Here is a 24,375-nt window from a genome sequence, read left to right on the forward strand (position 1 = left end):
TCCTGTGTCCGACTCCTGGGACAGAATTGGACCCGTGACCGGACCGCACCACCCATCCGAACCCGAGGGCCGTCGGGCAGCGCCCGACGCCGGGCGCGGGTCGGGACATCCCGGCTACCCGAACTACCCGCCGGGTCGACCGTCCGGTCGCCGGGCGCCGCTGCCGCCCCTGCACCCGACGACCCCCCTCGGAGCGCACCCCGACGACGAGGTCGACGACCAGCGGACCGAGCAGGTCCGGGCGCCGAGGCAGGGCGGCCCGAAGCCGCCACCGATTCCACGCAAACTGACGGTCACGCGGGTCGCGGCGATGCGCAGCAGGGAACTGACCAACCGCGGCATCGCGACGTTCCGCAGGGCCGCGACCGCCGACGGCGCCGACAAGTCGGGGCTGACCCACCTGACGTATGCGGTGATGGCGAACTTCGCGACCGACGCCGCGCTCGCCGTCGCCCTCGCCAACACCCTGTTCTTCTCCGCGGCCACCGGCGAGGACAAGACGAAGGTGGCACTGTATCTGCTGATCACGATCGCCCCGTTCGCGGTCATCGCCCCGTTGATCGGACCGGCACTCGACCGGCTGCAGCGCGGTCGGCGGATTGCGCTCGCCGCGTCGTTCGCGCTGCGGACCGTCCTTGCGGTGTTGCTGGTGTTCAACTTCGACAGCTGGGCGCTGTACCCGTGCGCGCTGGGGATGATGGTGCTGAGCAAGTCGTTCTCGGTGCTCAAGAGTGCCGTGACCCCGCGCGTGCTTCCCCCGGACATCGACCTGGTCCGCACCAATTCGCGGTTGACGGTGTTCGGACTGATCGGCGGCACCATCGTCGCTGGCGGCGCAGCGGGCGCGATCGCATTCGCATTCCACTCCACCGGGGTGCTCTGGTTCACGGCCGCGCTCACCGTCCTCGGCGCGTACCTGAGCATGCGCATCCCCGCCTGGGTGGAGGTCACCGAGGGCGAGGTGCCCGCGACCCTCACCTACCACGGCGACGACGCCGTCACCGAGGTGATCACCCGCGAGCAGCGGGAGGCGATCGCGCCCGAGAAGCGCCGGCAGCCGCTCGGCCGCGCGACCATCACCGGGCTGTGGGGAAACGGCACCATCCGTGTGCTCACCGGATTCCTGACGCTGTACATCGCGTTTGTCGCGAAGTCGCGCACCGAACACGAGCCGTGGATGCAGGCGGCGATGCTCGGCCTGGTCGGCGCGGCGGCGGGCATCGGCAACTTCGCGGGCAACGCGACCGGGGCCCGACTGAAGCTGGGCAGGCCCGCCGTCGTCGTGCTGCGCTGCACGGCGGCGGTGACCGCGGTCGCGGTCGTCGCCGCGGTCACCGATAGCCTGCTCACCGCGGCACTCGCCACCCTCGTCGCGTCCGGGGCGAGCGCGCTGGCGAAGGTGTCGCTCGACGCCTCGCTGCAACAGGACCTGCCCGAGGAGTCCATCGCGTCCGGATTCGGTCGTTCCGAAACGGTGCTGCAGCTGAGCTGGGTCCTCGGCGGCGCACTGGGGGTCCTGCTGCCCACCCAGTACTGGATCGGCTTCACCGTCGTGTCGGTGGTGCTGGCCCTCGGCCTGGCCCAGACCGTCCTCACGTACCGTGGCCGGACGCTGCTGCCGGGACTCGGCGGCAAGCGCCCCGAGCACGCGCACCAGGAGGCCCCCGTCGGCCCCGGCGCCCGCACCACCTGACCACGATCCCGCCACCCCGGGCGGGCCCGACGACCGAGAATGGAAACTATGAGCTTGCAAGCCCGGACGAAGAAGATCCTCGCGGCGGTGGTCGTGGTGGCGCTGGTTGCCGCGGGCGGTCTCGCCACCGTCACCGCGTTGCTCGTCCGCGACGCCCCGGAGACCCTGCCCACGATCACCGCCTATGCGCACGGCAAGACCGTCGACGTCGAGGCGGGTGTCTGCGACTCGACCATGCGCTGCGCCGACCTCACGGTCGCGTACCTGCCGGTGCCCGCGGGCTCCCCCCTGCAGCTGTCCCTGCCGAGGGACATCGCGGCCGGCGAGTGGCGGCTCAACGTCCAGTTCGGCGACCCGCGCACCGGCGAGGTGTTCGAGGGCTACCGGGACTACACCCCGGACGAGAACTACTCGGTGACGGTGCCGACCCAAGAGAACGAGCAGCTGCTCGGCGTGATCATCCAGCAGCCGTCGTCCCGGGACTTCGCGCCGGTGTGGGCGCTGCAGACGTTGCCGGATCTGCCGGAGGCCGCGCCCTCCGCCGAGTGAGCGGTGCACCAACGCGAGGAGCCCCCGGTCACGACCGGGGGCTCCTCGCGTCTCACCACGGGGGGGTGTGCGACTCAGCTGTCGAGTTCGCGGGCGACGGCCCGGACCACCTCGGAAATCCGCTGGGCGGTCTTGCGGTCCGGGTACCGACCCTTGCGCAGGTCCGGCTGCACCTTCGCCTCGAGCAGGGTGATCATGTCCTCGACCATGCCGTGCAACTCGTCGGGGGTGTGCTTGCGCGCGGCGTCGTCGCGGCGACCCGCCCCGGACTGACGCAGGTTCGGCGCCGGGTCGAGCACCTTCAGGCTCAGCGCCTGGGGGCCACGCCGACCGGCGGCCATGCCGAACTCCACCCGCTGGCCCGCCTTGAGGGCCTCGACCCCGTCGGGCAGCGCCGACGACCGGACGTAGACGTCCTCCCCCTCATCCTGGGAGAGGAAGCCGAAGCCCTTTTCAGCGTCGTACCACTTCACCTTGCCGGTAGGCACCGCGTCACCTGCTCATCCACGTAAAACGACCACATAAACGAACGCGCCCCACGAGCGTGGGACGCGATGCCCGCAGTCTACCTCCGCGTGCCCCTGCCGGGCACCCGGGTTTGCTGGCGATACCGTGGAGGCGTGGCACCACGAACCCCCGGCACCGATTCCCCAGCAAGCACGCCGTCCGGCGGCGGGCTGTTGTTCCGCACCGCGATGGTCCTGTTCTTCGCAGGCCTGATCGCGGTGGTCGCGATCTTCGTCATCGCGGCGACCGGACACACCCCCGGGCTCGCGCTGTATCTGCTGGCCCTGCTCTGCCCGATCGGATTCCTCTGCGGGATCGGCGCGGCCCTGCTCGCGGGTCGCCGCACCCGAGGCGGGGAGCACTGATGCGGATCGTCCTCAACATCATCTGGCTGGTGTTCGGCGGGCTGTGGCTCGCGCTCGGCTACTTCCTCGCCGGCGTGATCTGCTGCATCCTGATCGTCACCATCCCGTTCGGCATCGCGTCGTTCCGGATCGGCCTGTACGCGCTGTGGCCGTTCGGCAAGACGGTCGTCGACAAGCCGACGTCGGGTGTGGGGTCGTTGATCGGGAACGTGATCTGGCTGGTGCTGTGCGGGATCTGGCTGGCGATCGGGCACGTGGTGACCGCGGTCGCGATGGCGATCACGATCATCGGAATCCCGCTCGCCATCGCAAACCTGAAGATGGTGCCGATCTCGCTGATGCCGCTGGGCAAGGACATCGTCGACGTCGGGACGACCCGCACCTATCAGGCGGGATATCCGGCATGAGTGTGCCGCCCCGCACGGACGCGGAGCGGAGCTCCAGCACGGGGACGGAGCGGGCCTCCAGCACGGACGCGGGGCGGCCCTCCAGTGCGGACGCGGAGCGGACCTCGAGCACCGGCGCCGGGCGGACGCTCCCCGCGCGCCCATGGTTTCTCGGTGTCCTCGCCGTCCTTGCCGCCGCCACCGTCGTCGCGCACGACCGGGTGATTCCGCTGGGGCAGCCGCTGTGGGGGTTCTTCCGCAACGGTCTCGACCTGCTCGTCTATCGCAGTGGCGGCGCCACCGTCCTGACCGATGCCGGTCTCTACGACCACGCGCTGCACGGCGGCATGTGGTGGACGTACCCGCCGTTCTCCGCGGTGATCTTCGCGCCGCTGCGCCTGTTCTCGCCGGAGATGACGACGCTGCTCGGCTACCTGGTGAACTTCGTGGCCCTGTACCTGGTGGTGCTGCTGTGCTGGCGGCAGCTCGGGTACCGCGCCAACCGCACCCTGTACGTCGCCACCGGATTGCTGACCGTGGTCCTGAGCGTCATCGAGCCGGTGCGGACGACGATCTGGCTGGGTCAGGTGAACCTGCTGCTGATGCTGCTGATCGTGTGGGATCTCGGCAGGCCCGAGGGCAGCAGGCTGCGCGGCATCGGGGTGGGCATCGCGGCCGGGATCAAGCTCACGCCCGCGCTGTTCGTTGTGCATCTGCTACTCACCCGGCAGTGGCGGGCCGCGGCGACCGCGGTGGCGGGCTTCGCGGCGACGGTCGCGGTCGGGTGTGTGGTGATCTTCTCCGATTCGCGGGCCTACTGGACCGGGGTGATCTGGCATTCGACGCGGATCGGCGAGACGGCGTGGCCTGCGAATCAATCCGCCTCGGGGGTGCTGGCGCGGTGGCTGCATCTTGCCGAGCCGCCGCGGCTGCTGTGGCTCGGTGTCGCGGTCGCCCTCGCCGGACTCGGCCTTGCCGCGGCTCTCCTCGCGCACCGGCGCGGGCACGCGCTGCTCGCGGTGACGCTGTGCGGCCTGACGTCGTGCGCGGTCTCGCCGTTCTCGTGGGGGCACCACTGGGTGTGGTTCGTGCCGTTGCTGATCCTGGCGATGGATCGGGCGTTGCGCAGCGGCCGCGCGGTGGCCTGGTTGCTGCCTGCCGCGCTCGCGCTTCCGCTACTGATCTGGGCGCACGGGTTCCCGGACGGCGTGTACGGGATCGGGCTGTTCATGGTGCCTGTGCCCGCGGCGCTGGCACCGATCTTCGCCGCGGTGTACCCGTTGCTGTTCGTGGTGATCGCTGCGACCACCCTGGTCGCGTTGGCGCGGACCGGCCCCGCGGCGGGTCCGAAAACACCAGCGGAGCCATGTGATCTGCCTCACATAACGGTTGGGTCACAGCCGGGTCTCGACCGAGCCGCAACCAGCTGACCTGCACAGACGCCGGTGCGGTCGGCCGAAACCGCGGGAAACACGCCGTTCCCGTAGGAGATGACTCACCGCGATCGGCCACGTACGGTCGTCACCGGTCGGTGTTCCGGCCAGTCCGAACCGCCGCGCCAAACCTTGTCCCGCGGAACGGATTCCCACAGATCAACCCAGGGACAAGGACGGGGGACCCACGTCCCCAGTGGACACCGGGAGGCATGCACCAGGCCTCCCTTGGGGTGAAGCCGCTGTTTGCGCCGGTCACGGAGCGAACACGGCCGGGCGACCTCTCAGCCCGAACCCGACAGCTGACCTCGCAGGCGCGTGCGGAGAGGAAAACCCCATGAGTGCTGGACGCCATCGCAAGCCCACGAACACCCGCAAGACGGCAGCCAAGGTCGTCGTCACCACCGCAGTCTTCGGCGCTGCCGGCGCGGCCTTCGCGGCCCCCGCAAGCGCTGCCCCCGACTCCGACTGGGACCGTCTCGCGCAGTGCGAGGCAGGCGGCAACTGGTCGATCAACACCGGCAACGGCTACCACGGCGGGCTGCAGTTCTCCCCCAGCACGTGGACCTCCCACGGCGGCGGCGAGTACGCGGCCACCGCCAACCAGGCCAGCCGCGAGCAGCAGATCGCCGTCGCCGAGAAGGTCCTCGCCTCGCAGGGGTGGGGCGCCTGGCCGTCCTGCTCGTCCAGCCTCGGGCTGGCCAGCGCGCCGACGCAGCGCAGCGCTCCGGCCGCCGCGGCCGAGACCCCCGCGCCGGCGCCCGCCGCGGAGGCCCCCGACGTCACCAGCATCCCCACCACCGACGGCACCGCCGATGTGTTCGACCGGCTCGACAGCACCCTGCAGGCCGTGAAGGCCCGGGGCATCGCCGTCGACCCGCAGGTCGAGTCCCTGTACGAGCAGGCGAAGCTCAACCCGCAGGTCATCGACTTCCTCAAGACCTACGCGCCGCTGGTCGCACAGCGCTAGCCAGTGCACGAGAAAGGCCCCGCACCAAACCGGTGCGGGGCCTTTCTGCTGCTCGCCTTGGCGTCAGCGGTTGATGACGGTGACGGGATGGACGTAGGGCAGCTCGGACACCGGCCGCGGGAACTCGGTCTCCTCACCGAACGGGGAGAGCCCACCGGACCGCGTCGACGAGAGCTCGGTGACCGCGTGGTCGCCCTCCTTGACGTGCTCCGGCCAGCCGTTGTCGACGTATCGCTTGCTCGCATTGTTAGCCACGAGGCCATTTTGACATCGACCTCGTATCCCGTACAGCCCAGGTCACTAATGTTGGATGCGATGACCGACACCGACGCCGCCCCCGACAGCCTCGCGTCCTGGCTCGCCACCCGCACCGACGCCGAGCTGGCAGACCTGCTGCGGCTGCGCCCCGACCTGGCCGTCCCGCCCCCGTCGACCCTGACGGTGCTGGCGTCCCGGGCGGAGCAGCGCGTCTCGGTGCTTCGCGTCGCCGACGACCTCGACGTGCTCGAACTCACCCTGCTCGGGTTGCTCGGCCGCGACGGCGCGACGGCGGCCGGGGTGCGGCGGGACCAGCTCGCGGACGCGGTGGCCGGGCGGGCACCCGCCCGGGCCGTTGACCGTGCCCTTGCCGCGCTGCGGCAGCGGGCCCTGGTGTGGGGGACGACGGTGTTGCGGGTGACCCCGGCGGCCGTCGAGGCCCTCTCGTGGCGGCTGGACCCGGCAACGACGGCCCTGACACCCGACCAGATCACCGCCGCGCTCGACGCGCTGACCGCGGACGAGCGACGACTGCTGGACACCCTCGCGCACAGTTCCCCGGTCGGCCGGACCCGTGACGCCGCGCCGGGCACCCCACCGGATCGGCCCGTGCAGCGGCTGCTCGCGGCGGGCCTACTGTCCTGGCGGGACGAGCAGACCGTCGAACTGCCCGTCCAGGTGGGGCAGGCGTTGCGCGGCGAGACCATCACCGACCCGACCACGCTGACCCCGCCGACGATCCGCGGCAGCAAACACCGGATCGCCGAGGTAAACGCCGCGGCCGCGGGCGAGGCGCTGGAACTGCTCCGGCACTGCGAGCGCCTCCTCGTTGCGCTCGGCGACCACCCCGCGCCCAGCCTCCGGGCCGGCGGACTCGGCGTCCGGGAGATCCGCAGGCTGGCCAAGATCGTCGGCGTCGACGAGTCGCGGCTCGCGCTGCTGCTTGAGTTGCAGGCCGGGGCGGGCCTGATCTCCAGCGGTCTCCCCGACCCGCCGCCCGCCGCCGACACCGGCGAGGACTACTGGGCGCCGACCGCGGCCGCGGACGGCTGGCTCGACGCGGCCGCGGCGCATCGGTGGCAACTGCTCGCGCAGGTGTGGCTGAACCTGCAGCGCCTGCCGTGGCTGGTGGGGTTGCGGGACCCGAATGACAAGCCGATCGCGGCGCTGTCCGACGAGGCGCGCGCGTCGGCGGCGCCCCGCGAACGCCGATTCCTGCTCGACATCGTCGCCGAACTCGGTACCGGGGTCGGGGCGAGCGCCGCCCAGGTCGCCGACGTGGTGGCCTGGCGTCGGCCGCGGTGGTCGGCCAGGCTCGGCGCCGCCGCGATCGACCGGACCCTCACCGAGGCGGCCGCCGTCGGCTTGATCGGCAGGGATGCGCTGTCGTCGCCGGGGCGCAGCCTGCTGCACGACGGCCCACCGGAGTCGGTGCTCGCCGAGATGGTCGCGGCGCTGCCGACCCCGATCGACCACGTGCTGGTGCAGGCGGACCTGACGGTGATCGCGCCCGGGCCGCTGGTGCCCGGCCTCCTCGCCGAGATCACACTGGTCGCCGACGTCGAATCCGCTGGCGCCGCCACCGTCTACCGGGTCGGGGAGGCCGGGGTGCGACGCGCCCTCGACGCCGGGCGCACCGCCGCCGAGCTGCACGCCCTGTTCGCCACGCATTCGCGGACGCCGGTCCCGCAGGCGTTGACGTACCTGATCGACGATGTCGCCCGCAGGCACGGCAGGCTGCGGGTCGGCATCGCGCAGGCGTTCGTCCGCTGCGACGACCCGGCGACGCTGGCGGAGGTGCTGTCCTCCACGGTCGCCGAGACGCTGGCGTTGCGGGCCCTCGCCCCGACTGTTGCGGTGTCGCAGGCTCCGCTGGGCGAGGTGCTCGACCGGCTGCGGGCGGCGGGGTTCGCCCCGGCGGGCGAGGACTCGTCGGGCGCCATCGTGGATCTGCGGAGTGCGGGCGCGCGGGTGCCGAAGCGGCGGGCCCGGCCGGTGCGCCGGATGCCCGCCCCGCCCAGCGACGAGCAACTCGACCTGCTGGTCCGGCAGTTGCGGGCCGGACAGCGCGCCGCGTCGACCCCGCGCGGAGACGCGGTCCGCGCCGACGGCAGCCGGGCGAGCAGTGCCGCGACGGTGGCGCTGCTGCAGCTCGCGGTGAAGGTCGGGCGCAGCGTCCGGATCGGCTACGTCGACGCACAGGGCATCGCGACTGAACGGATCGTCGACCCGGTCAGCGTCGGCGGCGGCCAGCTCGACGCGTTCGACCCCGCCGACGGCGCGATCCGACGGTTCACCCTGCACCGGGTGACGTCGGTGTCACTCGTCGACTAACCCACCCCGCGCCCCCGCCCACCCGCGCACCCGCCGACTGAACGGAAGCGTTCAGTCGATCACATCGACTGAATGATCCGTTCACTCACGCCGCCCGACCGCCGGGCCACTCGGCGGCCGGACCCAGGCGGCCGGACCCAGGCGACCGGACCAGCACCGGGACGCCGCACGAGAACGAGAAAGCCGCCTGCCTGCACGACTGGCTTTTCCCGAGGAATGACGTATGGTCGGGCCCAGTGATTGCCACTTCGAAATTCAGGAGCGACAATGGCCGACAAGAAACCGGGCAAGAGCCTAAGAAAACCCACCCAATCCTTGAAGGAACGGCGCGCCGAAAAGCGGGACCGAGCGGCAGACTCCGGCGAATTCATCCGGAAACGTAAGCGACACTGACGGACGAGCACCGTGCAGCACGACGCGGCCGCGCCGGCGGCGACCCGAATCCTCGACACCCTCGTACACCAACTGTCCCCGCGCACCGACGACGAGACACAGCCAAATCCCCACTCCAGCGGCCACCGTGCCGCGCTGGTGTCGGCGCGAATCTTCGTCCTCGACGAGTGCATCAGGGACTCGCTCCTCGCGACCGTCCCCGACCCGACCCAAACCGGGGGCACCGTCGGAACGAAGACACTTCGGGCACTTGATCGCATCAGGGACCGCCTCGATAACGAACTCGGCGCCACGTCGGGGCACACCGAACGCGAGGCCCGATACCGGGCCGGAATTTTCCGAGGCCCTGATTCGGGTGCGGCAAATTCGACCGGATTTCATGGTCGCGCGGTGAATATTCTCGACCCATCGCAAAATACATCGCGAATTCGGTGGGCCGAGGAATGATCCCCGTTCATGCGCGATCTCGTGTCCTCCGTGGCCCGCTCGCTCCTGCGCGGTCGGGCACCCGCGACGACGGATCACGCCGCCTCCTCCGCGCAGCGTGGACAATGGAGTGGTTGTCCACGCTAGGAGGCGCACGTGACCGACGGACCGCTCATCGTCCAGTCCGACAAGACCCTGCTGCTCGAGGTCGACCATCCGCTGGCCGATCGGGCCCGGCAGGCGATCGCGCCGTTCGCCGAACTCGAACGCGCACCCGAGCACGTGCACACCTACCGCGTCACCCCCCTCGCCCTGTGGAACGCGCGGGCCGCCGGGCACGACGCCGAGCAGGTCGTCGACGCCCTCGTCACCTACTCCCGGTTCGCGGTGCCGCAGCCGCTGCTGGTCGATGTCGTCGACACGATGGCGCGGTACGGGCGGCTGCAGCTGGTGAAGAACCCGGCGCACGGGCTGGTGCTGGTCAGCCTGGACCGGGCGGTGCTCACCGAGGTGCGCAGGCACAAGAAGATCGCCCCGATGCTCGGCGCCCAGGTCGACGAGGACACCGTCGTCGTGCACCCGTCCGAACGCGGCCACCTCAAGCAGCTGCTGCTCAAGATCGGCTGGCCAGCGGAGGACCTCGCCGGCTACGTGGACGGCGAGGCGCACCCGATCGAACTCGACTACGACGGCCGGTTCCCCGGGTCCGCGGACGGCGGCTGGCACCTGCGGGACTACCAGGAGATGGCGGCGGACTCGTTCTGGGCGGGCGGCTCCGGCGTCGTGGTGCTGCCGTGCGGTGCCGGTAAGACGATGGTCGGCGCCGCCGCGATGGCGAAGGCGAAGGCGACGACGCTGATCCTGGTCACCAACACCGTCGCGGGCAGGCAGTGGAAACGGGAGCTGATCGCGCGGACGTCGCTGACCGAGGACGAGATCGGCGAGTACTCCGGCGAGAAGAAGGAGATCCGCCCCGTCACCATCGCCACCTACCAGGTGATCACCCGCAAGTCGAAGGGCGAGTACAAGCACCTGGAACTGTTCGACTCCCGGGACTGGGGCCTGGTCATCTACGACGAGGTGCATCTGCTTCCCGCGCCGGTGTTCCGGATGACCGCGGACCTGCAGTCCCGGCGCAGGCTGGGACTGACCGCCACGCTGGTCCGGGAGGACGGCCGGGAGGGCGACGTGTTCTCGCTGATCGGGCCGAAGCGGTACGACGCGCCGTGGAAGGACATCGAGGCGCAGGGCTGGATCGCGCCCGCCGACTGCGTCGAGGTCCGGGTGACGCTGACCGACGCCGAGCGGATGGCGTACGCGACCGCCGAACCGGAGGAACGCTACAAGCTGTGCTCCACCGCGCACACCAAGAACGCGGTGGTGAAGTCGATCCTGGACCGGCACCCCGACTCCCCGACCCTGGTGATCGGCGCCTACCTCGACCAGCTCGACGAGCTCGGCGAGGCGCTCGGCGCGCCGGTGATCAAGGGGTCGACGAAGACGAAGGAACGCGAGCAGCTGTTCGACGCGTTCCGGGCCGGGGAGATCTCGACGCTGGTGGTGAGCAAGGTCGCGAACTTTTCGATCGACCTGCCGGAGGCGTCGGTCGCCGTGCAGGTGTCCGGCACGTTCGGGTCCCGGCAGGAGGAGGCGCAGCGGCTCGGCAGGCTGCTGCGCCCCAAGCACGACGGCGGGCAGGCGCACTTCTACTCGGTCGTCGCCCGCGACACCCTCGACGCCGAGTACGCGGCGCACCGGCAGCGGTTCCTGGCGGAGCAGGGGTACGCGTACCGGATCACCGACGCGGACGATCTGCTCGGACCGGCGATCGGGTAGGAATAGGTGTGTGCGCCGCTTCGAGTTCCCCGTAGACACCGCCCACGCCACGTCGGTCAACGAGACGGTCGGCGATGTCCGTCGCCTGCGCTGGGCCGCGCTCATCACCGGACTGCTGTTCGTGGCGATCGGGGTCTGGCTGATCGTCCTTGCGCATCCGTGGTCATACATTCTCGGCGTGGTCGCGCTGGTGGTCGCGGCGGCGTCGGTGTGGATGGCGTTCTGGGCGCCCCGCAAGGTCGGGTCGGTGGAGGACCTGTACGCCAACGGTGAGCTGGTGCCCGCGATCGTCGCGGTCACCCGCCCCAGGGGTGCGACGCTGCTGGCGTTGGTGAACACCGCGAAGCCGGGCGCGGGCCAGCCGCACTACGCGCTGGTGACCCGCACCATCCGCACCCTGCCCGGCCACTCGATGTCGAATGTCGGGGAGCGGGTGCCGTCGATCTCGGTGCTCTCCGACCGCTCCACCAACTCGACGGCGGACACCTGGCAGATGGTCAGCCCGATGCCGGTCGCGTGGGGCACCAGGGACCCGAAGGTGATCCGCCGCGCGATCGAGCAGATCCCGAACGCGGAGTGGAAGCTGCTGACGAAGTCGATCCCGCTGACCGAGGATGTGCCGCGCGCGAAGAACCAGCAGCTGCCCGTCGATCCCGACGACATCCACTGAGTCGGCTCCGCCGCCGTGCGCTGAGTCGAATCGCATGGGACGGAACGGTACCGAGACAGGATCGACGACGGTGCCGTTCGGAGTCTGCCGCCCGTACACTCGACCCGGTGCAGGACATCCTGGTGGACGAGTTCGAGGCGCACCGCGGCCATCTGCTGTCGGTCGGCTACCGGCTGACCGGCTCGGTCGCGGACGCGGAGGACGCCGTCCAGGAGGCGTGGTTGCGGCTGCGGGACACGGACCGCGACCGCATCGTGAACCTGCGGGCGTGGTTGACGACCGTGGTCGGCCGGATCTGCCTCGACCACCTGCGCAGCGCCGCGGTACGCAAAGAAACGTATGTGGGGCAATGGCTTCCGGAGCCGGTGGTGATGCCACTGTCCGGGGCCACACCGGTAGACCCGCTCGACGCGGTGGTCCGGGGGGAGGACGCCCGGATCGCGGCGCTCGTCGTCCTCGACACCCTCGGCCCCGACCAGCGGACGGCGTTCGTGCTGCACGACGGGTTCGGCGTGCCGTTCGACGCGATCGCCCAGGTGCTCGGCACCTCGGTCGCGGGCAGCAGGCAGCTGGCATCCCGGGCGCGGCGGGCGGTCGCCGCGGCGGACGTGCCCCCGCCGGACCCCGGGCACGACGCCGCGGTGGAGCACCTGCTGGTCGCGCTGGCGAGCGGCGACCTGCAGGCGGTCCTCGACGCGCTGCACCCGGACGCGCTGGTGATCGGCGATGCGGGTGGGACCACCCGCACCGCCGTCAACGTCCTGCACGGCGCCGACCGGTTCGCCCGCTTCTTCCTCGGCCTCGCCGCCAAGTACGGCCCGGACGCGCTGTTGACGTACCGGCCCGCGCTGGTCAACGGTCGACTCGGCATCCTCACCCCCGGATCGCCGGGCGACGACACCCACCCCGGCTTCGCCGCCCGGGTCGCCGGGTTCACCGTTCGGGACGGAAAGGTGTGGGCCGCCTACGACTTCGCGAACCCCACCAAGTTGTCCGGGGTCAGGATGCCGGACCCGACGGAGCCGGGTCGGCTTGCGGATCCGCCCACGGGACACGACACGAATCCGTGCTGAACCCCTGGTCCACGATGCCGAGGGCCGAGTACGTCCTGGCCCGCTGATTCTCCAGCGCGATCTGGTAGGTCAACTCGACGACACCGGCCTTCCCGAACCGGCGTTCGAGGTCGGCGACCTGCTCGTCGGTCACCTCGGTGGGGGTGGCGGTCATCGCGTCCGCGTAGTCGATGGCCGCGCGCTCGTCGTCGCTGTACAGCGCGGAGGTGCGGTAGTCCTCGATGTGCTGCAGCCGGTCGATGTCCAGGCCGTCGAGACGCATCAGCATCGACCCGAAGTCGACGCACCAGGAGCATCCGACGGTCCACGCCACCCGGTACACCGCGATCTCGCGGACGGCGGCGGGCAGCACCGTCGATGCCTTCTCGGCGGCCAGCTCCTGCACGGACGACGCGACGAACAGCTTCCGGTGATGGGCGACGACGGCGAAGGGCTCCGGGACGGATCCGAAGCGGCGGCCCATGACGCGGTACGCGAGCCGGACCAGGGGTCCGGCCTCGGAGGGCGCGAGCGGGGCGATGCGGGGCATGACGTCTCCTTGCTGTCGGTGGGCGAACATCCTCTCGTCGACTTGGACGAGACGGGGGCGGGGAATGTGACACGCAGGCTCCGGCGGCGGTACGGGCCGGTCAGGCGGCCGCGTCGCGGCGGCGGAACGCGACCGCCCCCGCCGCGCAGAGCAGGGCCGCAACCAGGGTCACGACCAGCACCGGCACCCAGTCGACCGGGACCGCGGGCACCAGCGGCAGGTGATGAAACGGGGACAGTGCCATCAGCCACTCCGGGAACTTGAGGGTGGAGCCGAACATCAGCACCACGAAGCAGAACGCCAACGCGAGCCACGCCACGACCGTGGCCCGCGGGGCCGCGCCGAACAGCAGCAGGGCGAGACCGCCGAGCACCCACACGGCGGGCAGGTACACCAGGGCGGCGCCGAGCAGCCGCGGCACCTCGGCGAGGTCGCCGGTGATCGCCCCGTACATCAGGCCGGTGCCGAGCCCGCCGAGCGCGACGACCAGCGCCGACCCAACGAGCATCACGCCGGCGTGCGACCCCAGCCAGCGCACCCGGGTCAGCGTGGTCGCCAGCAGCGGTTCGGCGTGGCCCGCGGTCTCCTCGGAGCGCAGCCGCAGTGCCGAGGAGATGGTGAATGCGGACGCGATCATCGCGAGCATCGACGACGCCATCGCGTAGAACGCATCCACCAGGCTCGCGGTGGCCTGCCCGAGCAGTTCCCCGAGGTCCACGTCACCGAGCAGGTCGCCAACGTCGTTGCCGATGGTGCCGAACGCCAGCCCGGCGGCGAGCATCCCGATCGACCAGCCGATCAGCGAGCCGCGTTGGAGCCGCCAGGCCAGCCCGGCCGCGCCAGCGGAGCTCGCGCCGCCGCGGGCGGGGCCCGGCCGCGGCGGCAGCACCCCGGCGCCGATGTCGCGGCGGTCGAGCACGGCGAGGGCGAGCCCGGCGACGAGCGCGGCGACCGCCACCGACAGTGCTGCGGGCCACCAGATCTCGCCGTCGTAGGGCCGCATCGCCTGACCCCACCCCAGGGGTGAGAGCCAGGACAGGGCGCCTCCCCCGACGTCGCCGACCGCACGCAGCACGTAGGCGACGGCAATCGCGGCGCCGGTCGCCCCGTATACCGTCCGGGTACTGCCGGTGACCTGCGCCGCCAGCAGCGCGACCGCGGCGAACACCAGTCCCGCGCAGGTGGCACCGACCCCGAGCGCCGCCGACCCGGCGACCGGCAACCCGTAGGAGATCAGGCTTGCCGCGACGACGACGCCGTACAGGACGCACGCCGCGGCGGTCACGATCACCGCCGCCGCGACCGGCGCGTACCGGCCGACCACGCCCGAGCGAATCAGCTCGTCGCGGCCGTTCTCCTCGTCGGCGCGGGTGTGCCTGCCGATCAGGAACATGGCCATCAACGCGGCGACGATCATCCCGAAGGCACTGGCCTGGAACGCGACCTGGCCGCCGATGGTGTCCAGTACGCGTGGCGGGCCCGCCATCGCGATCATCGCGGCGTTGTTCTCCATGCTGGCGGCGACGGCGTCCAGGTCGGCCTGGGTCGGGTAGGCGATGTCCACGCCGACGGCCTGTGAGTAGTACACGAGGACGCCGCCGAGCAGCCAGCCGACCAGCGCGACGCGTTCCCTGCGCAGCACGAATCGGGTGAGGGTGCCGGTCCCGGCCAGTGCGCTCACGATTCGTCGACCCCTGCCGCGGCGAGTTCGTCCCCGTAGTGGCGCAGGAACAGTTCCTCCAGCGTCGGCGGCTGGCTGGTGAGGGTGCGGATGCCGAACCCGGACAGGTGCCGGACCGCGGCGTCGAGCTCGGCGGTGTCCACCTGGAAACGCGCCCTGGTGCCGTCGACGACAAGGTCGTGCACCCCGGTGAGCGCCTCAAGTCCGGTGGCCGGGGTGGCCGTCTGGCACGCGATCGAGGTGCGGGTCAGGTGCCGCAGCTCGGCGAGGGAGCCGGTCTCGACCGTCCGACCCAACCGGATGATGGTGAGCCGACCGCAGAGCGCCTCCACCTGGGCGAGGATGTGACTCGACAGCAGCACGGTGCGGCCCTGCCGGGTGACCTCCTCGATGCATTCCTGGAAGACGGCCTCCATCAACGGATCCAGCCCGGACGTCGGTTCGTCGAGCATCAGCAGTTCCGCGTCGGAGGCGAGCGCGGCGACCAGCGCAACCTTCTGCCGGTTGCCCTTCGAGTAGGTGCGGCCTTTCTTCGTCGGGTCCAGGTCGAATCGGTCCACCAGGTCGGCCCGCCGGGCCTCGTTGAGGCCGCCGCGCAGCCGCCCGAGCAGGTCGATGACCTCGCCGCCGGACAGGTTGGGCCACAGGTTCACATCGCCGGGCACATAGGCGAGCCGACGGTGCAGGTCCGCGACGTCGCGCCACGGGTCGCCGCCGAGCAGTCGGGCGGTGCCGCTGTCGGCGCGGAGCAGACCGAGCAGCACCCGGATCGTCGTCGACTTGCCCGCCCCGTTGGGCCCGAGGAAGCCGTGCACCTCCCCCGCCTCGACGGTCAGGTCTAGCCCGTCGAGCGCCGCGGTCCGGCCGAACGTCTTGACCAGCTTCGAAATTTCGATTGCCGGGGTCATTCGACCACCGTACGGCCGAGCCCAACCGGGGGCGAGTGTTTCGGGTGCGCGTCGCTAGGCTGGGGCAATGCCCGCCGCACGCCACAGTCAGACGGTGACCCGCCTGCAACCGTTCGCCTCGACGATCTTCGCGGAGATGACGGCTCTTGCGGTGCGGACCGGCGCGATCAACCTGGGGCAGGGCTTCCCCGACACCGACGGGCCTGCGGCGATGCTGGAGGTCGCCCGCACCGCGATCGCGGACGGCCTGAACCAGTACCCGCCGGGGCCGGGGATGCCGGTGCTGCGGGAGGCGATCGCCGCGGACCGCGCCGCCCGGTACGGGCAGGTCTTCGACCCGGACACCGAGGTGCTGGTCACGGTCGGTGCGACCGAGGCGATCAGCGCGACGCTGCTCGGGCTGGTGGAACCGGGTGAGGAGGTGGTGCTGATCGAGCCGTACTACGACTCCTACGCCGCGGCCGTCGCGCTCGCCGGCGGGGTGCGGCGGACGGTGCCTCTGGTTGCCGACGGGGACGGGTTCGCGCTGGATCTGGACGCGTTGCGGGCGGCGGTCGGGCCGCGGACCCGGATGATCGTGGTGAACACCCCGCACAATCCGACGGGCACCGTCCTGTCCGACGCCGAGCTGGCCGCGATCGCCGAGCTCGCGGTCCGGCACGAGGTGCTGGTGCTCAGCGACGAGGTGTACGAGCATCTGGTGTTCGACGGCGCAGCCCACAGCCCGATCGGGATGCTGCCGGGGATGGCGGAGCGGACGGTGACGGTGTCGAGTGCCGCGAAGACGTTCGCGGTCACCGGTTGGAAGACCGGATGGGTCTGCGGCCCAGCGGAACTCGTCGACGCGGTGCGCACGGCAAAGCAGTTCATGTCGTTTGTCGCCGGCGGCCCGTTCCAGCCCGCGGTCGCGCACGCGCTTCGGTTCGAAATGCCCTGGGTGACCGAGCAGCGAGCGGTGTTGCAGCACAAGCGTGACCGGTTGTCGGCCGCCCTCGCCGAGGCCGGGTTCGGTGTCCGTGCCAGCGCGGGAACCTACTTCGTGTGCGCGGACATTTCCCCGTTGGGGATCGACGACGGCGTGCAGTTCTGTCGCGCACTTCCGGAGCGGGTCGGGGTGGCCGCGGTGCCGGTCAGCGTGTTCAGCGATCACCGGGAGCCGTGGAACCGACTGGTGCGCTTCGCCTTCTGCAAGCGGGACGACGTGCTAACCGAGGCGATCGCCCGTCTCCACCAGCTGGCGGGACGGTGGTGACCGGCCGATGAGCGGGCGGACCGTCCCCGCGGACTTCGTCCGCCGCGCCGCCACCCTCGCCGCCGGCGCCGGTTTCGACATGGGGGCGCCGCTGACCGCGGCGGGCATCCCCCCTGCGGTGCTCGGTGAGGGCGCTGGCCGGATCACGCCCGCGCAGCTGACCCGGTTCACGCAGGCCGCGTGGCGGCTGACCGACGACGAACTGTTCGGGCTCGGCACCGCCCCGGTGCCGCGCGGCACGTTCCGTGTGGTGTGCCTGACCCTGATCCACCGTCCCGACCTCGGTGCCGCGCTGGACCGGCTCGCCGACGTGATCCGGGTGCTGCCGGGACTGTCGCCGCTGCGGCTGGAGGCCACGCCGACGACCACGGTGCTGCACGTGGAGATCCCGCAACGGGACGCGGCGCTGCGGCCGGAGATCGCCGACGCCGCCGATCAACTGCTCACCGACTTCGTTCTGATGTTGCTGCATCGGTTCGCGGCGTGGCTGGTCGGCAGGCGCGTGAAGCTGGTGGCGGTCCGGCTGCCGTATCCGGAGCCGGACCGGACCCTGGCCCGCAGCTATGACGCGATCTTCGGGGTTCGGGTGAGTTTCGGTGCCGACCATGCGGCGATCGAGTTGGACAACGCGGTGCTGCGGGCACCGATCATCCAGACCGAGGAGACCCTCGAGGAGTACCTGCGCGAATCACCGAATCTGTTGTTCTCCGAACGCGATTACGACAGCAGCGCGGCAACGCAGGTCCGGAAGGCGCTCGAACGCGGCGCGGCCGGGCGGGCGGCGACGGCGGAGGACATCGCCGAGATGCTCTCCATCAGCGCCGCCCACCTGCGGCGGCTGCTCCGGCACGAGGGGACGTCACTGAACCAGCTGCGCGAGGAGGTGCTGCGGGACGCCGCCATCTCCGGGCTCGCCCGCGGCGACTCTGTCGACGACATCTCGACTCGGCTCGGGTTCTCCGAGCCGAGCGCGTTCCGCCGCGCGTTCAAGCGGTGGACCGGCAGCACCCCGGGCGCATTTCGCTAGGTGAGGCAGAATTCGTTGCCCTCCGGGTCGGTCATCGTGATCCACCGGAACGGCCCCTGCTCCCCACGGTGCGCGATCGCCGCCCCGCGTGCGACGAGCGCCTGCGCGACGGCCTCCCGGTCGTCCCCGGCGCGGACGTCGAAATGCATCCGGTTCTTGACCGTCTTGCCCTCGGGAACCAACTGGAACAGCACCCGCGGCCGGTCCGGGTGCGCGGGGTCGGAGATCCCGGCCCCCACCCGCCACACCAGCACCCCGTCGTAGACCTCGGTGTCCTCCTCGCGGGCCTGCCCGGCCGCCACGAGCCCGCGGATGAAGTCCTCGTCGCTGGGCTCCACCCGCCAGCCGAGGGTCTGCGCCCACCACTTCGCCTGATCGTGCGGCCGCCCCGAATCCACCGTCACCTGAATTTCGTAGCTCATGCCAGGACGGTACGACGCCGCACCGACACTCTCGATGATCCACGACACAGCGCCCTTGACCCTGACACAGTGTCAGGGACTGGAGTGGCGGACGAAGGAGGTGGTTGCACGTGAACCCGACCAACCCGAACACCACCGACACGACCAGCACCGACGGGGGTGGGCAGGTCGCCACCGGGATCGGCGCACTCGCCGACCCGCACCCGTCGCGGCGGCTGCGGGCCGCGCTCGCCGCCGGGACCGAGCCCGACCCCGGCACGGCGGATGCCCTGGTCGCGCGGTGTGCCGTCGAACCGGACTTCTTCGTCCGCGACATGCTGACCTGGGCGTTGTGCCGGTTGCCCGCCGACGTCACGGTGCCCCTGCTGATCCGCGAACTCGGCTCCGACCTTGGGCAGGCCAGGAGCCAGGCGCTGCACACGCTGTCCAAGGTCGGGGACCGTCGGGCCTGGCCCGCGGTGTCGGGTCTGCTGCACGACGATGACGACGAGGTGGCGCGGGCCGCATGGCGGGCGGCGGTCGCGCTCGTCCCGCCCGGCGACGAGGCCGGGCTCGCCGGCGCGCTGGCACGGGCGCTGGGGCGCGGCGACCGGGACGTGCAGCTGAGCCTGAGCCGTGCGCTGGTGGCGCTCGGGGACACGATCGTCCCGGTCCTCGACGCGGCAACCACCAGCGTGGACCCGCTGGTCTGCGCCCACGCCGAGGCCACCGAGCGGCTGCATCGGGATCCCGACAGCGGGTTCACGCTGTCGGTCGAGGCGGCGAAACGCGTCGCCGTTGGCCGCGGGGCATAGCGGGTGTTGATCGGCGAGGTCTCGCGGCTCACCGGCCTCAGCGCGCGGATGCTGCGGCACTACGACGCGCTGGGGCTGGTACAGCCGACCGGCCGCACCTCGGGCGGCTACCGCGAGTACTCGCCCGACGACATCCGCCGGCTCTTCCACGTCGAGAGCCTGCGGACGCTCGGCCTATCCCTCACCGACGCCCGGCGGGCCCTCGACGAGCCCGGATTCGCGCCTGCCGAGCTGGTCGGCCAGCTGATCCGGCACACCCGGCAGCGGATCGCCGCCGAGCAGGAACTGCTCACCAGGCTCGAACGCGTGGACGCCGCCGCGCCTGCACAGTGGGGTGACGTCCTGCATCTGGTTGCACTGCTGCGTGCGCTGGAATCGGAGTCCGGGGGACGCCGCCAGCAGGCGGTGCTATCGCACGAGGCGCCGGTGCCCGCCCGGGCCCTGGCCGAGGCGGCGCTCACCGAGGAGGACGCCAACGTCGCGGGGGCGCTGAGGTGGTCGTTGGCGCGGGCGGACGGTCGAGGGTTGGCGGAGCTGGCAGTCGGTCTGGACGCCGACGCCGCCGAGGTGCGGCGCCGCGCCGTCGAGGCGATCGCGTCGGTACCCGCCGCGGAGGCCACCGCCCTGCTGCGGCGGGCGATCGGCGACGCGGACGGTGCCGTCCGCGGCCGCGCCGCCCTCGAACTCGGCGCCCGCGGTGGCGTCGACGCGATTCCCGTGCTCCTCGGGATGGTCGTCGCCGGTGGTCGTGACGTCGAGGCCGCGGAGGTGCTGGGCCGGCTCGCGGAGGTCGCTGGGGTCGGCGACGAGATCGTCGGGGCCCTGCAGGGCGGCGTCGACTCCTCCGCCGACGGACCCACCCGACTCCGAATCACGCAGGCGTTGGCCGAGATTCCCGGCACCACGGCACACCAGGCCCTGCTCCGACTCACCGCGGATGCCGACCGGACCGTCGCGGCGACGGCGGCGGCGATCGTGCATTTGCGGGATCAGGCCGGTCCCGCGTGAGCCCACGACACCCGGAGCCCCCTCCGGGGCGGGGTCCGTGTGTCGTTCCTCCCCGGTCGGCCGTGATTCACCCGGACCGTTCGCGAAACCCGGGCCGTTACAGGACCGAGGTTCAGTCGAGGACGGCTGTCGCCTCCACCTCGACGAGAACGTCGGGCTCGAAGAGGTAGTCGACGCCGATGAGCGAGGCAGGTGGCATCGGCGACGGCAGTCCGACTTCGGCGGCAACCTGCTCCACGCCGGCCATGAAGTCGCCGATCCTCTCGGGCGCCCATCCGGTGACGTAGAACGTCAGTCGCAGAACGTCAGCGAAGGACGCTCCCGCGACGTGGTGATAGGGGCCCGCGGACGAACTGCGAGTCACCGCGCCGCACCGCGAACTGCTCGACCAGGTCCTCGACAAGTGGTCGTTGGCGGTGTGCAACGAGCTGTGCGAGAGCCCCCACCGGTTCAACGAACTGCGACGCGCGATCCCGGCGGTGACCCAGAAGTCACTGACGGCAACCCTGCGGCGACTCGAACGCAACGGCATCATCGAGCGCACGGTGATCGGTTCCCGCCCGGTGGCGGTCGAGTACCGGATGACGCCGCTCGGAAAGACCCTGCGCCACCCGGTCGACGTCCTGCTCGCATGGGCCGACGAGCACCTGCCCGCGATCGAATCGGCCCGCACACGTTTCGACGACGCCGAGCCTGCCCCAAGAATGGGAACATCTGTTCGAGCATCGGGGTAGCATCGGTCGCATGGAACAGGCCCTGCAGGCGTCGCTGTTCGACGATCCCACCGCCGGTCCACGGTTCGCGTCACTGACCGGTGTGCGCCGCCGCGAACTCGCGGGCGGCGCCTGGGTGGACGTGCTCCCCGGCTGGCTCAGCGGGTCGGACAGCCTGTTCACCCACCTCACGACCTCGGCGGCGTGGCGCGCGGAGAAACGCCGAATGTACGACCGCGTGATCAGCGTCCCGCGCCTGGTCGCGTTCTACGACAGGGAGGTCGCACTCCCCCACCCGTTGCTGGCTCGGGCGCGGGACCTCCTCAGCGAGCACTACCGCCCGGAGCTGCGCGAAGCATTCACCACCGCCGGACTGTGCTGGTACCGGGACGGTCACGACAGCGTCGCCTGGCACGGTGACACCATCGGGCGCGGCGCCACCGAGGACACGATGGTCGCGATCCTGTCCCTCGGCGCGGCGCGTCCACTGGCACTCCGACCCCGCGGTGGTGGTGGCGAGGCTCCCAGGTTCTCCCTCGGCCACGGCGACCTGCTCGTCATGGGCGGATCCTGTCAACGCACCTGGGAGCACGCCGTCCCGAAGACGACGCGCCCCACCGGTCCGCGAATCAGCGTGCAGTTCCGGACGCGCGGCGTGCGCTGACCACCGCCGCGGCGAGCCGGTCCAGCTGCGCGGCCGTGGTGCCCCAGTCGAGGCAGGCGTCGGTGATGGACTGCCCGTAGGTGAGCTCGTCCGCGCGGCCGAGGGTCAGGTCCTGCCTACCCGCCGAGAGGAAGCTCTCCAGCATGATCCCGACGACGCCCTTCTCGCCGCCGGCGATTCGATTGGCGATGTCGGTGACGACATCGACCTGACGCTCGTGATTCTTCTGACTGTTGCCGTGACTGGCATCGACGACGACCCGCTCCGGCAGACCCGCCTTGGCAAGCCGCGCAAGGGTGTCCGCGACCGACTCGCGGTCGTAGTTCGGTCCGGCACTGCTGCCGCGCAGGATGACGTGGCAGTCCGGGTTGCCGACCGTACGGATCAGCGCGGACTGACCGCCCAGGTCGGTACCGGGGAACACGTGGCTGGCGCCGGCGGCGCGGGTGCCGTCGACGGCAACCTGCACGTCACCCTCGGTGGAGTTCTTGATGCCGACCGGCATCGACAGCGCACTGCACAACTGCCGGTGCACCTGGCTGGCCGCGGTGCGGGCACCGATCGAGCCGTAGCTGACCAGGTCCGCGATGTACTGCGGGGTGATCGGGTCGAGGAACTCACACCCGACAGGGAGGCCGATCTCGGTGATGTCGACGAGCAGCTTGCGGCCCATCCGCAGCCCAGTGTTGATGTCGAAGGTGCCGTCCAGGTGCGGGTCGTTGATCAATCCCTTCCACCCGAGGGTGGTGCGCGGCTTCTCGAAGTACACCCGCATCACGACGTGCAGGGTGTCGCGATGCTCGTCGGCCTTGGCTGCGAGCCTGCGGGCGTAGTCGAGGGCGGCCTCGGTGTCGTGCACGGAGCACGGCCCGACCACGACCATCAGCCGGTCGTCGCGGCCGGTGAGGATGTCGACGGTAGCGCCGCGACCTGCCCGGACCGTGGCCGCGACCGCGTCGTCGGCGGGGTGCTCACCGCGGATCACGCTCGGCGCGGCCAGCGGGGAGATCGAGATGGTCCGCTGATCGTCGAGATCGCGGGTGGTGTCGATCGTGAGGGTCATTGCGTGTCCTGTTCGTCGGTGACGGTCTGGCGGCCGACCCAGGACGTGTGACGCATCCGCGAGCCGGTCGATTCCGGCTCGGGGTGGAGAGGTCAGCGCGTGGTTACGCCGACCGACCCACCCGGGGCCGGCCTGCTAAACCAGAAATATGCGCGCTGCATGGCCGCCACTGTAGCAGTGCCCGCAAGCAGTTGCGCCGACTGCTGCTCGCTTTCGCGTTGGAACATCTCCGCTGTCTCGAGGAGGACAGCGAGTCACTGCGTCAATCCGTCAGGCGCGGTCGCGGAGAGTGACCTGGTTGCGACAGGGCCTGCGGAGGCGCCCGTCGGGAAGGTACTTCCCACGCGGCTCACGCCTCGCGGCCGGCGGAGCCTCGAGACGGCGCCCGTAGCGGTCCGGTCCGTCGAGGTCAGGATGCTGGTCGGCATGACCGAGACCGAGCAGTCAGACGCGTTCTGGATCCTGCGGAGCAGGATCCGTTCCCTGCGCGATGGCAACGACGGCGCATAGCTCGTTCGTCTCTACGCGGCGAGCCACTCCGACGACCGGCGACGACATCCCTTGGCGCCCAAGCAAGTAACGCATTCATCGTTCAACAGTAACGCTGTCCACACCTTCTGCGCCGTGGCTCAACGCCGTCCCTTGCGATGAGACGAGTATTCAGCGTCGGCACGCACGTGCGCACGCATTCCGTGTGAACCGAACAGGATAAGCAGCTCGACCACACCGCCGTCTGCGCTGCCGAGCCAGTGGGGCAAGGACGTGTCGAACTCGGCGGCCTCACCGGGCGGTAGCGTCAGGTCACGCTCGCCCAGCACGAGGCGAAGGTGACCGTTGAGCACGTACAGCCATTCGAAGCCGTCGTGGGTTTGCGGCGTCGGTTCGAGCAGCGTCGACTGAGCGGGGATGATCATCTTGAATGCCTGCACCCCACCCGGCCGCCGCGACAGCGGCACGAAGGTCATCCCGGACCGTCGGATCGGCTTCAGATGGATCCGCGGGTCGCCGGTGCGTGGCGCACCGACGAGATCGTCCAGCGGGACGTCGTAGGTACGGGCGAGTGGCAGCAGCAACTCCAGTGTCGCCCTTCGCTGTCCGCTCTCGAGGCGCGACAGCGTGCTCTCCGACACCCCGGTCCTCACCGCGAGGTCAGCGAGGGTGTGGCCCCGCTCGCGGCGCAGTGCACGCAGCCGCGGGCCCACCACGTCGAGCACACCTTCCGTTTCGCGATCCACGAGACCATCGTGCCAGAACCGCAAGTTTTGGTGCCAGGTCGTGGGGAGCGCGGCGAGACTGTGCGCACCGAACGAAACGGAGCCTTGATGAGTACCACCGATGCGGTCACGTTCTGGGACGAGGTCTATGGACACCGGCCGAAAGCCCTTGATCCGCAACCGAATCACGTCCTCTCCGAAACGGTC

Annotated in this window: 25 protein-coding genes, 2 pseudogenes and 1 riboswitch; of the genes and pseudogenes, 18 read left to right on the top strand and 9 right to left on the bottom strand. The window is 71.0% G+C overall.

The window, feature by feature from the left end:
- The first annotated feature begins 34 nt into the window (after positions 1 to 34).
- A complete protein-coding gene (locus ACFWQG_RS18060; RefSeq protein WP_378509018.1) occupies positions 35 to 1,693 on the top strand; it encodes an MFS transporter in 1,659 nt (552 codons plus the stop codon).
- Between the two features lie 48 nt (positions 1,694 to 1,741).
- On the top strand, positions 1,742 to 2,242 hold the full coding sequence (locus tag ACFWQG_RS18065) for a DUF2771 family protein (protein WP_378509019.1): 501 nt from the start codon (positions 1,742 to 1,744) through the stop codon (positions 2,240 to 2,242).
- Positions 2,243 to 2,316: 74 nt separating this feature from the next.
- On the opposite strand, the gene ACFWQG_RS18070 is transcribed toward ACFWQG_RS18065, so the two are convergent.
- Complete coding sequence (locus ACFWQG_RS18070; RefSeq protein ID WP_378509020.1) at positions 2,317 to 2,730, bottom strand: cold-shock protein; 414 nt, start codon at positions 2,728 to 2,730, stop codon at positions 2,317 to 2,319.
- A gap of 132 nt (positions 2,731 to 2,862) precedes the next feature.
- On the opposite strand from ACFWQG_RS18070, the gene ACFWQG_RS18075 reads away from it, so the two are divergent.
- From ACFWQG_RS18075 to ACFWQG_RS18090, 4 genes are all read left to right on the top strand, one after another.
- The gene (locus tag ACFWQG_RS18075) at positions 2,863 to 3,114 is read left to right on the top strand and encodes a hypothetical protein (RefSeq protein WP_378509021.1); all 252 of its coding nucleotides are present in this window, start codon (positions 2,863 to 2,865) and stop codon (positions 3,112 to 3,114) included.
- Entirely contained in the window at positions 3,114 to 3,521 is a 408-nt protein-coding gene (locus tag ACFWQG_RS18080) for a YccF domain-containing protein (RefSeq protein ID WP_378509022.1), read from the top strand. Before ACFWQG_RS18075 ends, ACFWQG_RS18080 begins: the two co-directional genes overlap by 1 nt.
- Positions 3,518 to 4,930 (top strand): glycosyltransferase 87 family protein, encoded by a 1,413-nt coding sequence (locus tag ACFWQG_RS18085; RefSeq protein ID WP_378509023.1) that lies wholly within the window; start codon positions 3,518 to 3,520, stop codon positions 4,928 to 4,930. The genes ACFWQG_RS18080 and ACFWQG_RS18085 overlap by 4 nt, the downstream gene beginning before the upstream one ends.
- 150 nt (positions 4,931 to 5,080) lie before the next feature.
- Positions 5,081 to 5,266: riboswitch (cyclic di-AMP (ydaO/yuaA leader) on the top strand.
- Positions 5,267 to 5,270: 4 nt separating this feature from the next.
- Entirely contained in the window at positions 5,271 to 5,903 is a 633-nt protein-coding gene (locus tag ACFWQG_RS18090; protein ID WP_378509024.1) for a transglycosylase family protein, read from the top strand.
- A gap of 63 nt (positions 5,904 to 5,966) precedes the next feature.
- On the opposite strand, the gene ACFWQG_RS18095 is transcribed toward ACFWQG_RS18090, so the two are convergent.
- Positions 5,967 to 6,158 carry a hypothetical protein gene (locus tag ACFWQG_RS18095; RefSeq protein ID WP_378509025.1) on the bottom strand — a complete coding sequence of 64 codons (192 nt, stop codon included), beginning with the start codon at positions 6,156 to 6,158 and terminating at the stop codon, positions 5,967 to 5,969.
- A 60-nt stretch (positions 6,159 to 6,218) separates the two neighbouring features.
- Here ACFWQG_RS18095 and ACFWQG_RS18100 point away from each other — a divergent pair, with 60 nt between their 5' ends.
- The 5 genes from ACFWQG_RS18100 (at position 6,219) to ACFWQG_RS18120 (ending at position 12,893) form a co-directional block, all read left to right on the top strand.
- Entirely contained in the window at positions 6,219 to 8,495 is a 2,277-nt protein-coding gene (locus tag ACFWQG_RS18100) for a helicase-associated domain-containing protein (protein ID WP_378509026.1), read from the top strand.
- A gap of 405 nt (positions 8,496 to 8,900) precedes the next feature.
- Entirely contained in the window at positions 8,901 to 9,335 is a 435-nt protein-coding gene (locus tag ACFWQG_RS18105; protein ID WP_378509027.1) for a hypothetical protein, read from the top strand.
- Positions 9,336 to 9,470: 135 nt separating this feature from the next.
- Positions 9,471 to 11,150 carry a DNA repair helicase XPB gene (locus ACFWQG_RS18110; protein ID WP_378509028.1) on the top strand — a complete coding sequence of 560 codons (1,680 nt, stop codon included), beginning with the start codon at positions 9,471 to 9,473 and terminating at the stop codon, positions 11,148 to 11,150.
- Between the two features lie 10 nt (positions 11,151 to 11,160).
- Positions 11,161 to 11,820, top strand: a complete 660-nt coding sequence (locus ACFWQG_RS18115) for a DUF3239 domain-containing protein (RefSeq protein WP_378509029.1) — start codon at positions 11,161 to 11,163, stop codon at positions 11,818 to 11,820.
- Between the two features lie 107 nt (positions 11,821 to 11,927).
- Positions 11,928 to 12,893: a sigma-70 family RNA polymerase sigma factor gene (locus tag ACFWQG_RS18120; protein WP_378509030.1), complete on the top strand. Its 966-nt coding sequence runs from the start codon at positions 11,928 to 11,930 to the stop codon at positions 12,891 to 12,893.
- Here the strand turns inward: ACFWQG_RS18120 and ACFWQG_RS18125 are convergent.
- The 3 genes from ACFWQG_RS18125 to ACFWQG_RS18135 all read right to left on the bottom strand — a co-directional run bounded on the left by ACFWQG_RS18125 (position 12,820) and on the right by ACFWQG_RS18135 (position 16,011).
- Positions 12,820 to 13,422: a carboxymuconolactone decarboxylase family protein gene (locus tag ACFWQG_RS18125; protein WP_378509031.1), complete on the bottom strand. Its 603-nt coding sequence runs from the start codon at positions 13,420 to 13,422 to the stop codon at positions 12,820 to 12,822. The genes ACFWQG_RS18120 and ACFWQG_RS18125 overlap by 74 nt on opposite strands.
- 100 nt (positions 13,423 to 13,522) lie before the next feature.
- On the bottom strand, positions 13,523 to 15,103 hold the full coding sequence (locus ACFWQG_RS18130) for an ABC transporter permease (RefSeq protein ID WP_378509032.1): 1,581 nt from the start codon (positions 15,101 to 15,103) through the stop codon (positions 13,523 to 13,525).
- Complete coding sequence (locus tag ACFWQG_RS18135) at positions 15,100 to 16,011, bottom strand: ATP-binding cassette domain-containing protein (RefSeq protein ID WP_378509033.1); 912 nt, start codon at positions 16,009 to 16,011, stop codon at positions 15,100 to 15,102. Before ACFWQG_RS18135 ends, ACFWQG_RS18130 begins: the two co-directional genes overlap by 4 nt.
- A 67-nt stretch (positions 16,012 to 16,078) precedes the next feature.
- On the opposite strand from ACFWQG_RS18135, the gene ACFWQG_RS18140 reads away from it, so the two are divergent.
- Both ACFWQG_RS18140 and ACFWQG_RS18145 read left to right on the top strand, forming a co-directional pair.
- Positions 16,079 to 17,263, top strand: a complete 1,185-nt coding sequence (locus tag ACFWQG_RS18140; protein ID WP_378509034.1) for a pyridoxal phosphate-dependent aminotransferase — start codon at positions 16,079 to 16,081, stop codon at positions 17,261 to 17,263.
- A gap of 7 nt (positions 17,264 to 17,270) precedes the next feature.
- Positions 17,271 to 18,290 carry an AraC family transcriptional regulator gene (locus ACFWQG_RS18145; RefSeq protein ID WP_378509035.1) on the top strand — a complete coding sequence of 340 codons (1,020 nt, stop codon included), beginning with the start codon at positions 17,271 to 17,273 and terminating at the stop codon, positions 18,288 to 18,290.
- Here ACFWQG_RS18145 and ACFWQG_RS18150 read toward each other — a convergent pair.
- A complete protein-coding gene (locus ACFWQG_RS18150; protein WP_378509036.1) occupies positions 18,287 to 18,712 on the bottom strand; it encodes a VOC family protein in 426 nt (141 codons plus the stop codon). The genes ACFWQG_RS18145 and ACFWQG_RS18150 overlap by 4 nt on opposite strands.
- A gap of 179 nt (positions 18,713 to 18,891) precedes the next feature.
- On the opposite strand from ACFWQG_RS18150, the gene ACFWQG_RS18155 reads away from it, so the two are divergent.
- Together ACFWQG_RS18155 and ACFWQG_RS18160 are read left to right on the top strand one after the other, a co-directional pair.
- Complete coding sequence (locus tag ACFWQG_RS18155; protein WP_378509095.1) at positions 18,892 to 19,506, top strand: HEAT repeat domain-containing protein; 615 nt, start codon at positions 18,892 to 18,894, stop codon at positions 19,504 to 19,506.
- A 3-nt stretch (positions 19,507 to 19,509) separates the two neighbouring features.
- Positions 19,510 to 20,514, top strand: coding sequence for a MerR family transcriptional regulator (locus tag ACFWQG_RS18160; protein WP_378509037.1), 1,005 nt, complete (start codon positions 19,510 to 19,512; stop codon positions 20,512 to 20,514).
- A 112-nt stretch (positions 20,515 to 20,626) separates the two neighbouring features.
- Here the strand turns inward: ACFWQG_RS18160 and ACFWQG_RS18165 are convergent.
- Positions 20,627 to 20,839, bottom strand: a pseudogene (locus tag ACFWQG_RS18165) (RidA family protein); the annotation flags it as partial.
- A 28-nt stretch (positions 20,840 to 20,867) separates the two neighbouring features.
- Here ACFWQG_RS18165 and ACFWQG_RS18170 point away from each other — a divergent pair.
- Together ACFWQG_RS18170 and ACFWQG_RS18175 are read left to right on the top strand one after the other, a co-directional pair.
- Positions 20,868 to 21,248, top strand: a complete 381-nt coding sequence (locus tag ACFWQG_RS18170; RefSeq protein WP_378509096.1) for a winged helix-turn-helix transcriptional regulator — start codon at positions 20,868 to 20,870, stop codon at positions 21,246 to 21,248.
- A 10-nt stretch (positions 21,249 to 21,258) separates the two neighbouring features.
- On the top strand, positions 21,259 to 21,891 hold the full coding sequence (locus ACFWQG_RS18175) for an alpha-ketoglutarate-dependent dioxygenase AlkB (RefSeq protein ID WP_378509038.1): 633 nt from the start codon (positions 21,259 to 21,261) through the stop codon (positions 21,889 to 21,891).
- Here the strand turns inward: ACFWQG_RS18175 and ACFWQG_RS18180 are convergent.
- Positions 21,857 to 22,954 (bottom strand): 3-deoxy-7-phosphoheptulonate synthase, encoded by a 1,098-nt coding sequence (locus ACFWQG_RS18180; RefSeq protein ID WP_378509039.1) that lies wholly within the window; start codon positions 22,952 to 22,954, stop codon positions 21,857 to 21,859. The two genes, ACFWQG_RS18175 and ACFWQG_RS18180, sit on opposite strands and share 35 nt — an antisense overlap.
- A gap of 285 nt (positions 22,955 to 23,239) precedes the next feature.
- On the opposite strand from ACFWQG_RS18180, the pseudogene ACFWQG_RS18185 reads away from it, so the two are divergent.
- A pseudogene (locus ACFWQG_RS18185) lies at positions 23,240 to 23,464 on the top strand (MarR family transcriptional regulator); the annotation flags it as partial.
- Positions 23,465 to 23,583: 119 nt separating this feature from the next.
- Here ACFWQG_RS18185 and ACFWQG_RS18190 read toward each other — a convergent pair.
- Complete coding sequence (locus tag ACFWQG_RS18190; protein WP_378509097.1) at positions 23,584 to 24,189, bottom strand: helix-turn-helix domain-containing protein; 606 nt, start codon at positions 24,187 to 24,189, stop codon at positions 23,584 to 23,586.
- Positions 24,190 to 24,375 lie beyond the last annotated feature (186 nt).

The sequence above is a fragment of the Rhodococcus sp. NPDC058532 genome, assembly GCF_042719255.1.
Classification (GTDB): domain Bacteria; phylum Actinomycetota; class Actinomycetes; order Mycobacteriales; family Mycobacteriaceae; genus Rhodococcus_G.

Coding starts and splice junctions, on each gene's coding strand:
- ACFWQG_RS18065 (WP_378509019.1), top strand. CDS start 1,742: ATGAGCTTGCAAGCCCGGACGAAGAAGATCCTCGCGGCGGTGGTCGTG.
- ACFWQG_RS18080 (WP_378509022.1), top strand. CDS start 3,114: ATGCGGATCGTCCTCAACATCATCTGGCTGGTGTTCGGCGGGCTGTGG.
- ACFWQG_RS18085 (WP_378509023.1), top strand. CDS start 3,518: ATGAGTGTGCCGCCCCGCACGGACGCGGAGCGGAGCTCCAGCACGGGG.
- ACFWQG_RS18090 (WP_378509024.1), top strand. CDS start 5,271: ATGAGTGCTGGACGCCATCGCAAGCCCACGAACACCCGCAAGACGGCA.
- ACFWQG_RS18100 (WP_378509026.1), top strand. CDS start 6,219: ATGACCGACACCGACGCCGCCCCCGACAGCCTCGCGTCCTGGCTCGCC.
- ACFWQG_RS18125 (WP_378509031.1), bottom strand. CDS start 13,422: ATGCCCCGCATCGCCCCGCTCGCGCCCTCCGAGGCCGGACCCCTGGTC.
- ACFWQG_RS18135 (WP_378509033.1), bottom strand. CDS start 16,011: ATGACCCCGGCAATCGAAATTTCGAAGCTGGTCAAGACGTTCGGCCGG.
- ACFWQG_RS18140 (WP_378509034.1), top strand. CDS start 16,079: ATGCCCGCCGCACGCCACAGTCAGACGGTGACCCGCCTGCAACCGTTC.
- ACFWQG_RS18145 (WP_378509035.1), top strand. CDS start 17,271: ATGAGCGGGCGGACCGTCCCCGCGGACTTCGTCCGCCGCGCCGCCACC.
- ACFWQG_RS18150 (WP_378509036.1), bottom strand. CDS start 18,712: ATGAGCTACGAAATTCAGGTGACGGTGGATTCGGGGCGGCCGCACGAT.
- ACFWQG_RS18175 (WP_378509038.1), top strand. CDS start 21,259: ATGGAACAGGCCCTGCAGGCGTCGCTGTTCGACGATCCCACCGCCGGT.
- ACFWQG_RS18180 (WP_378509039.1), bottom strand. CDS start 22,954: ATGACCCTCACGATCGACACCACCCGCGATCTCGACGATCAGCGGACC.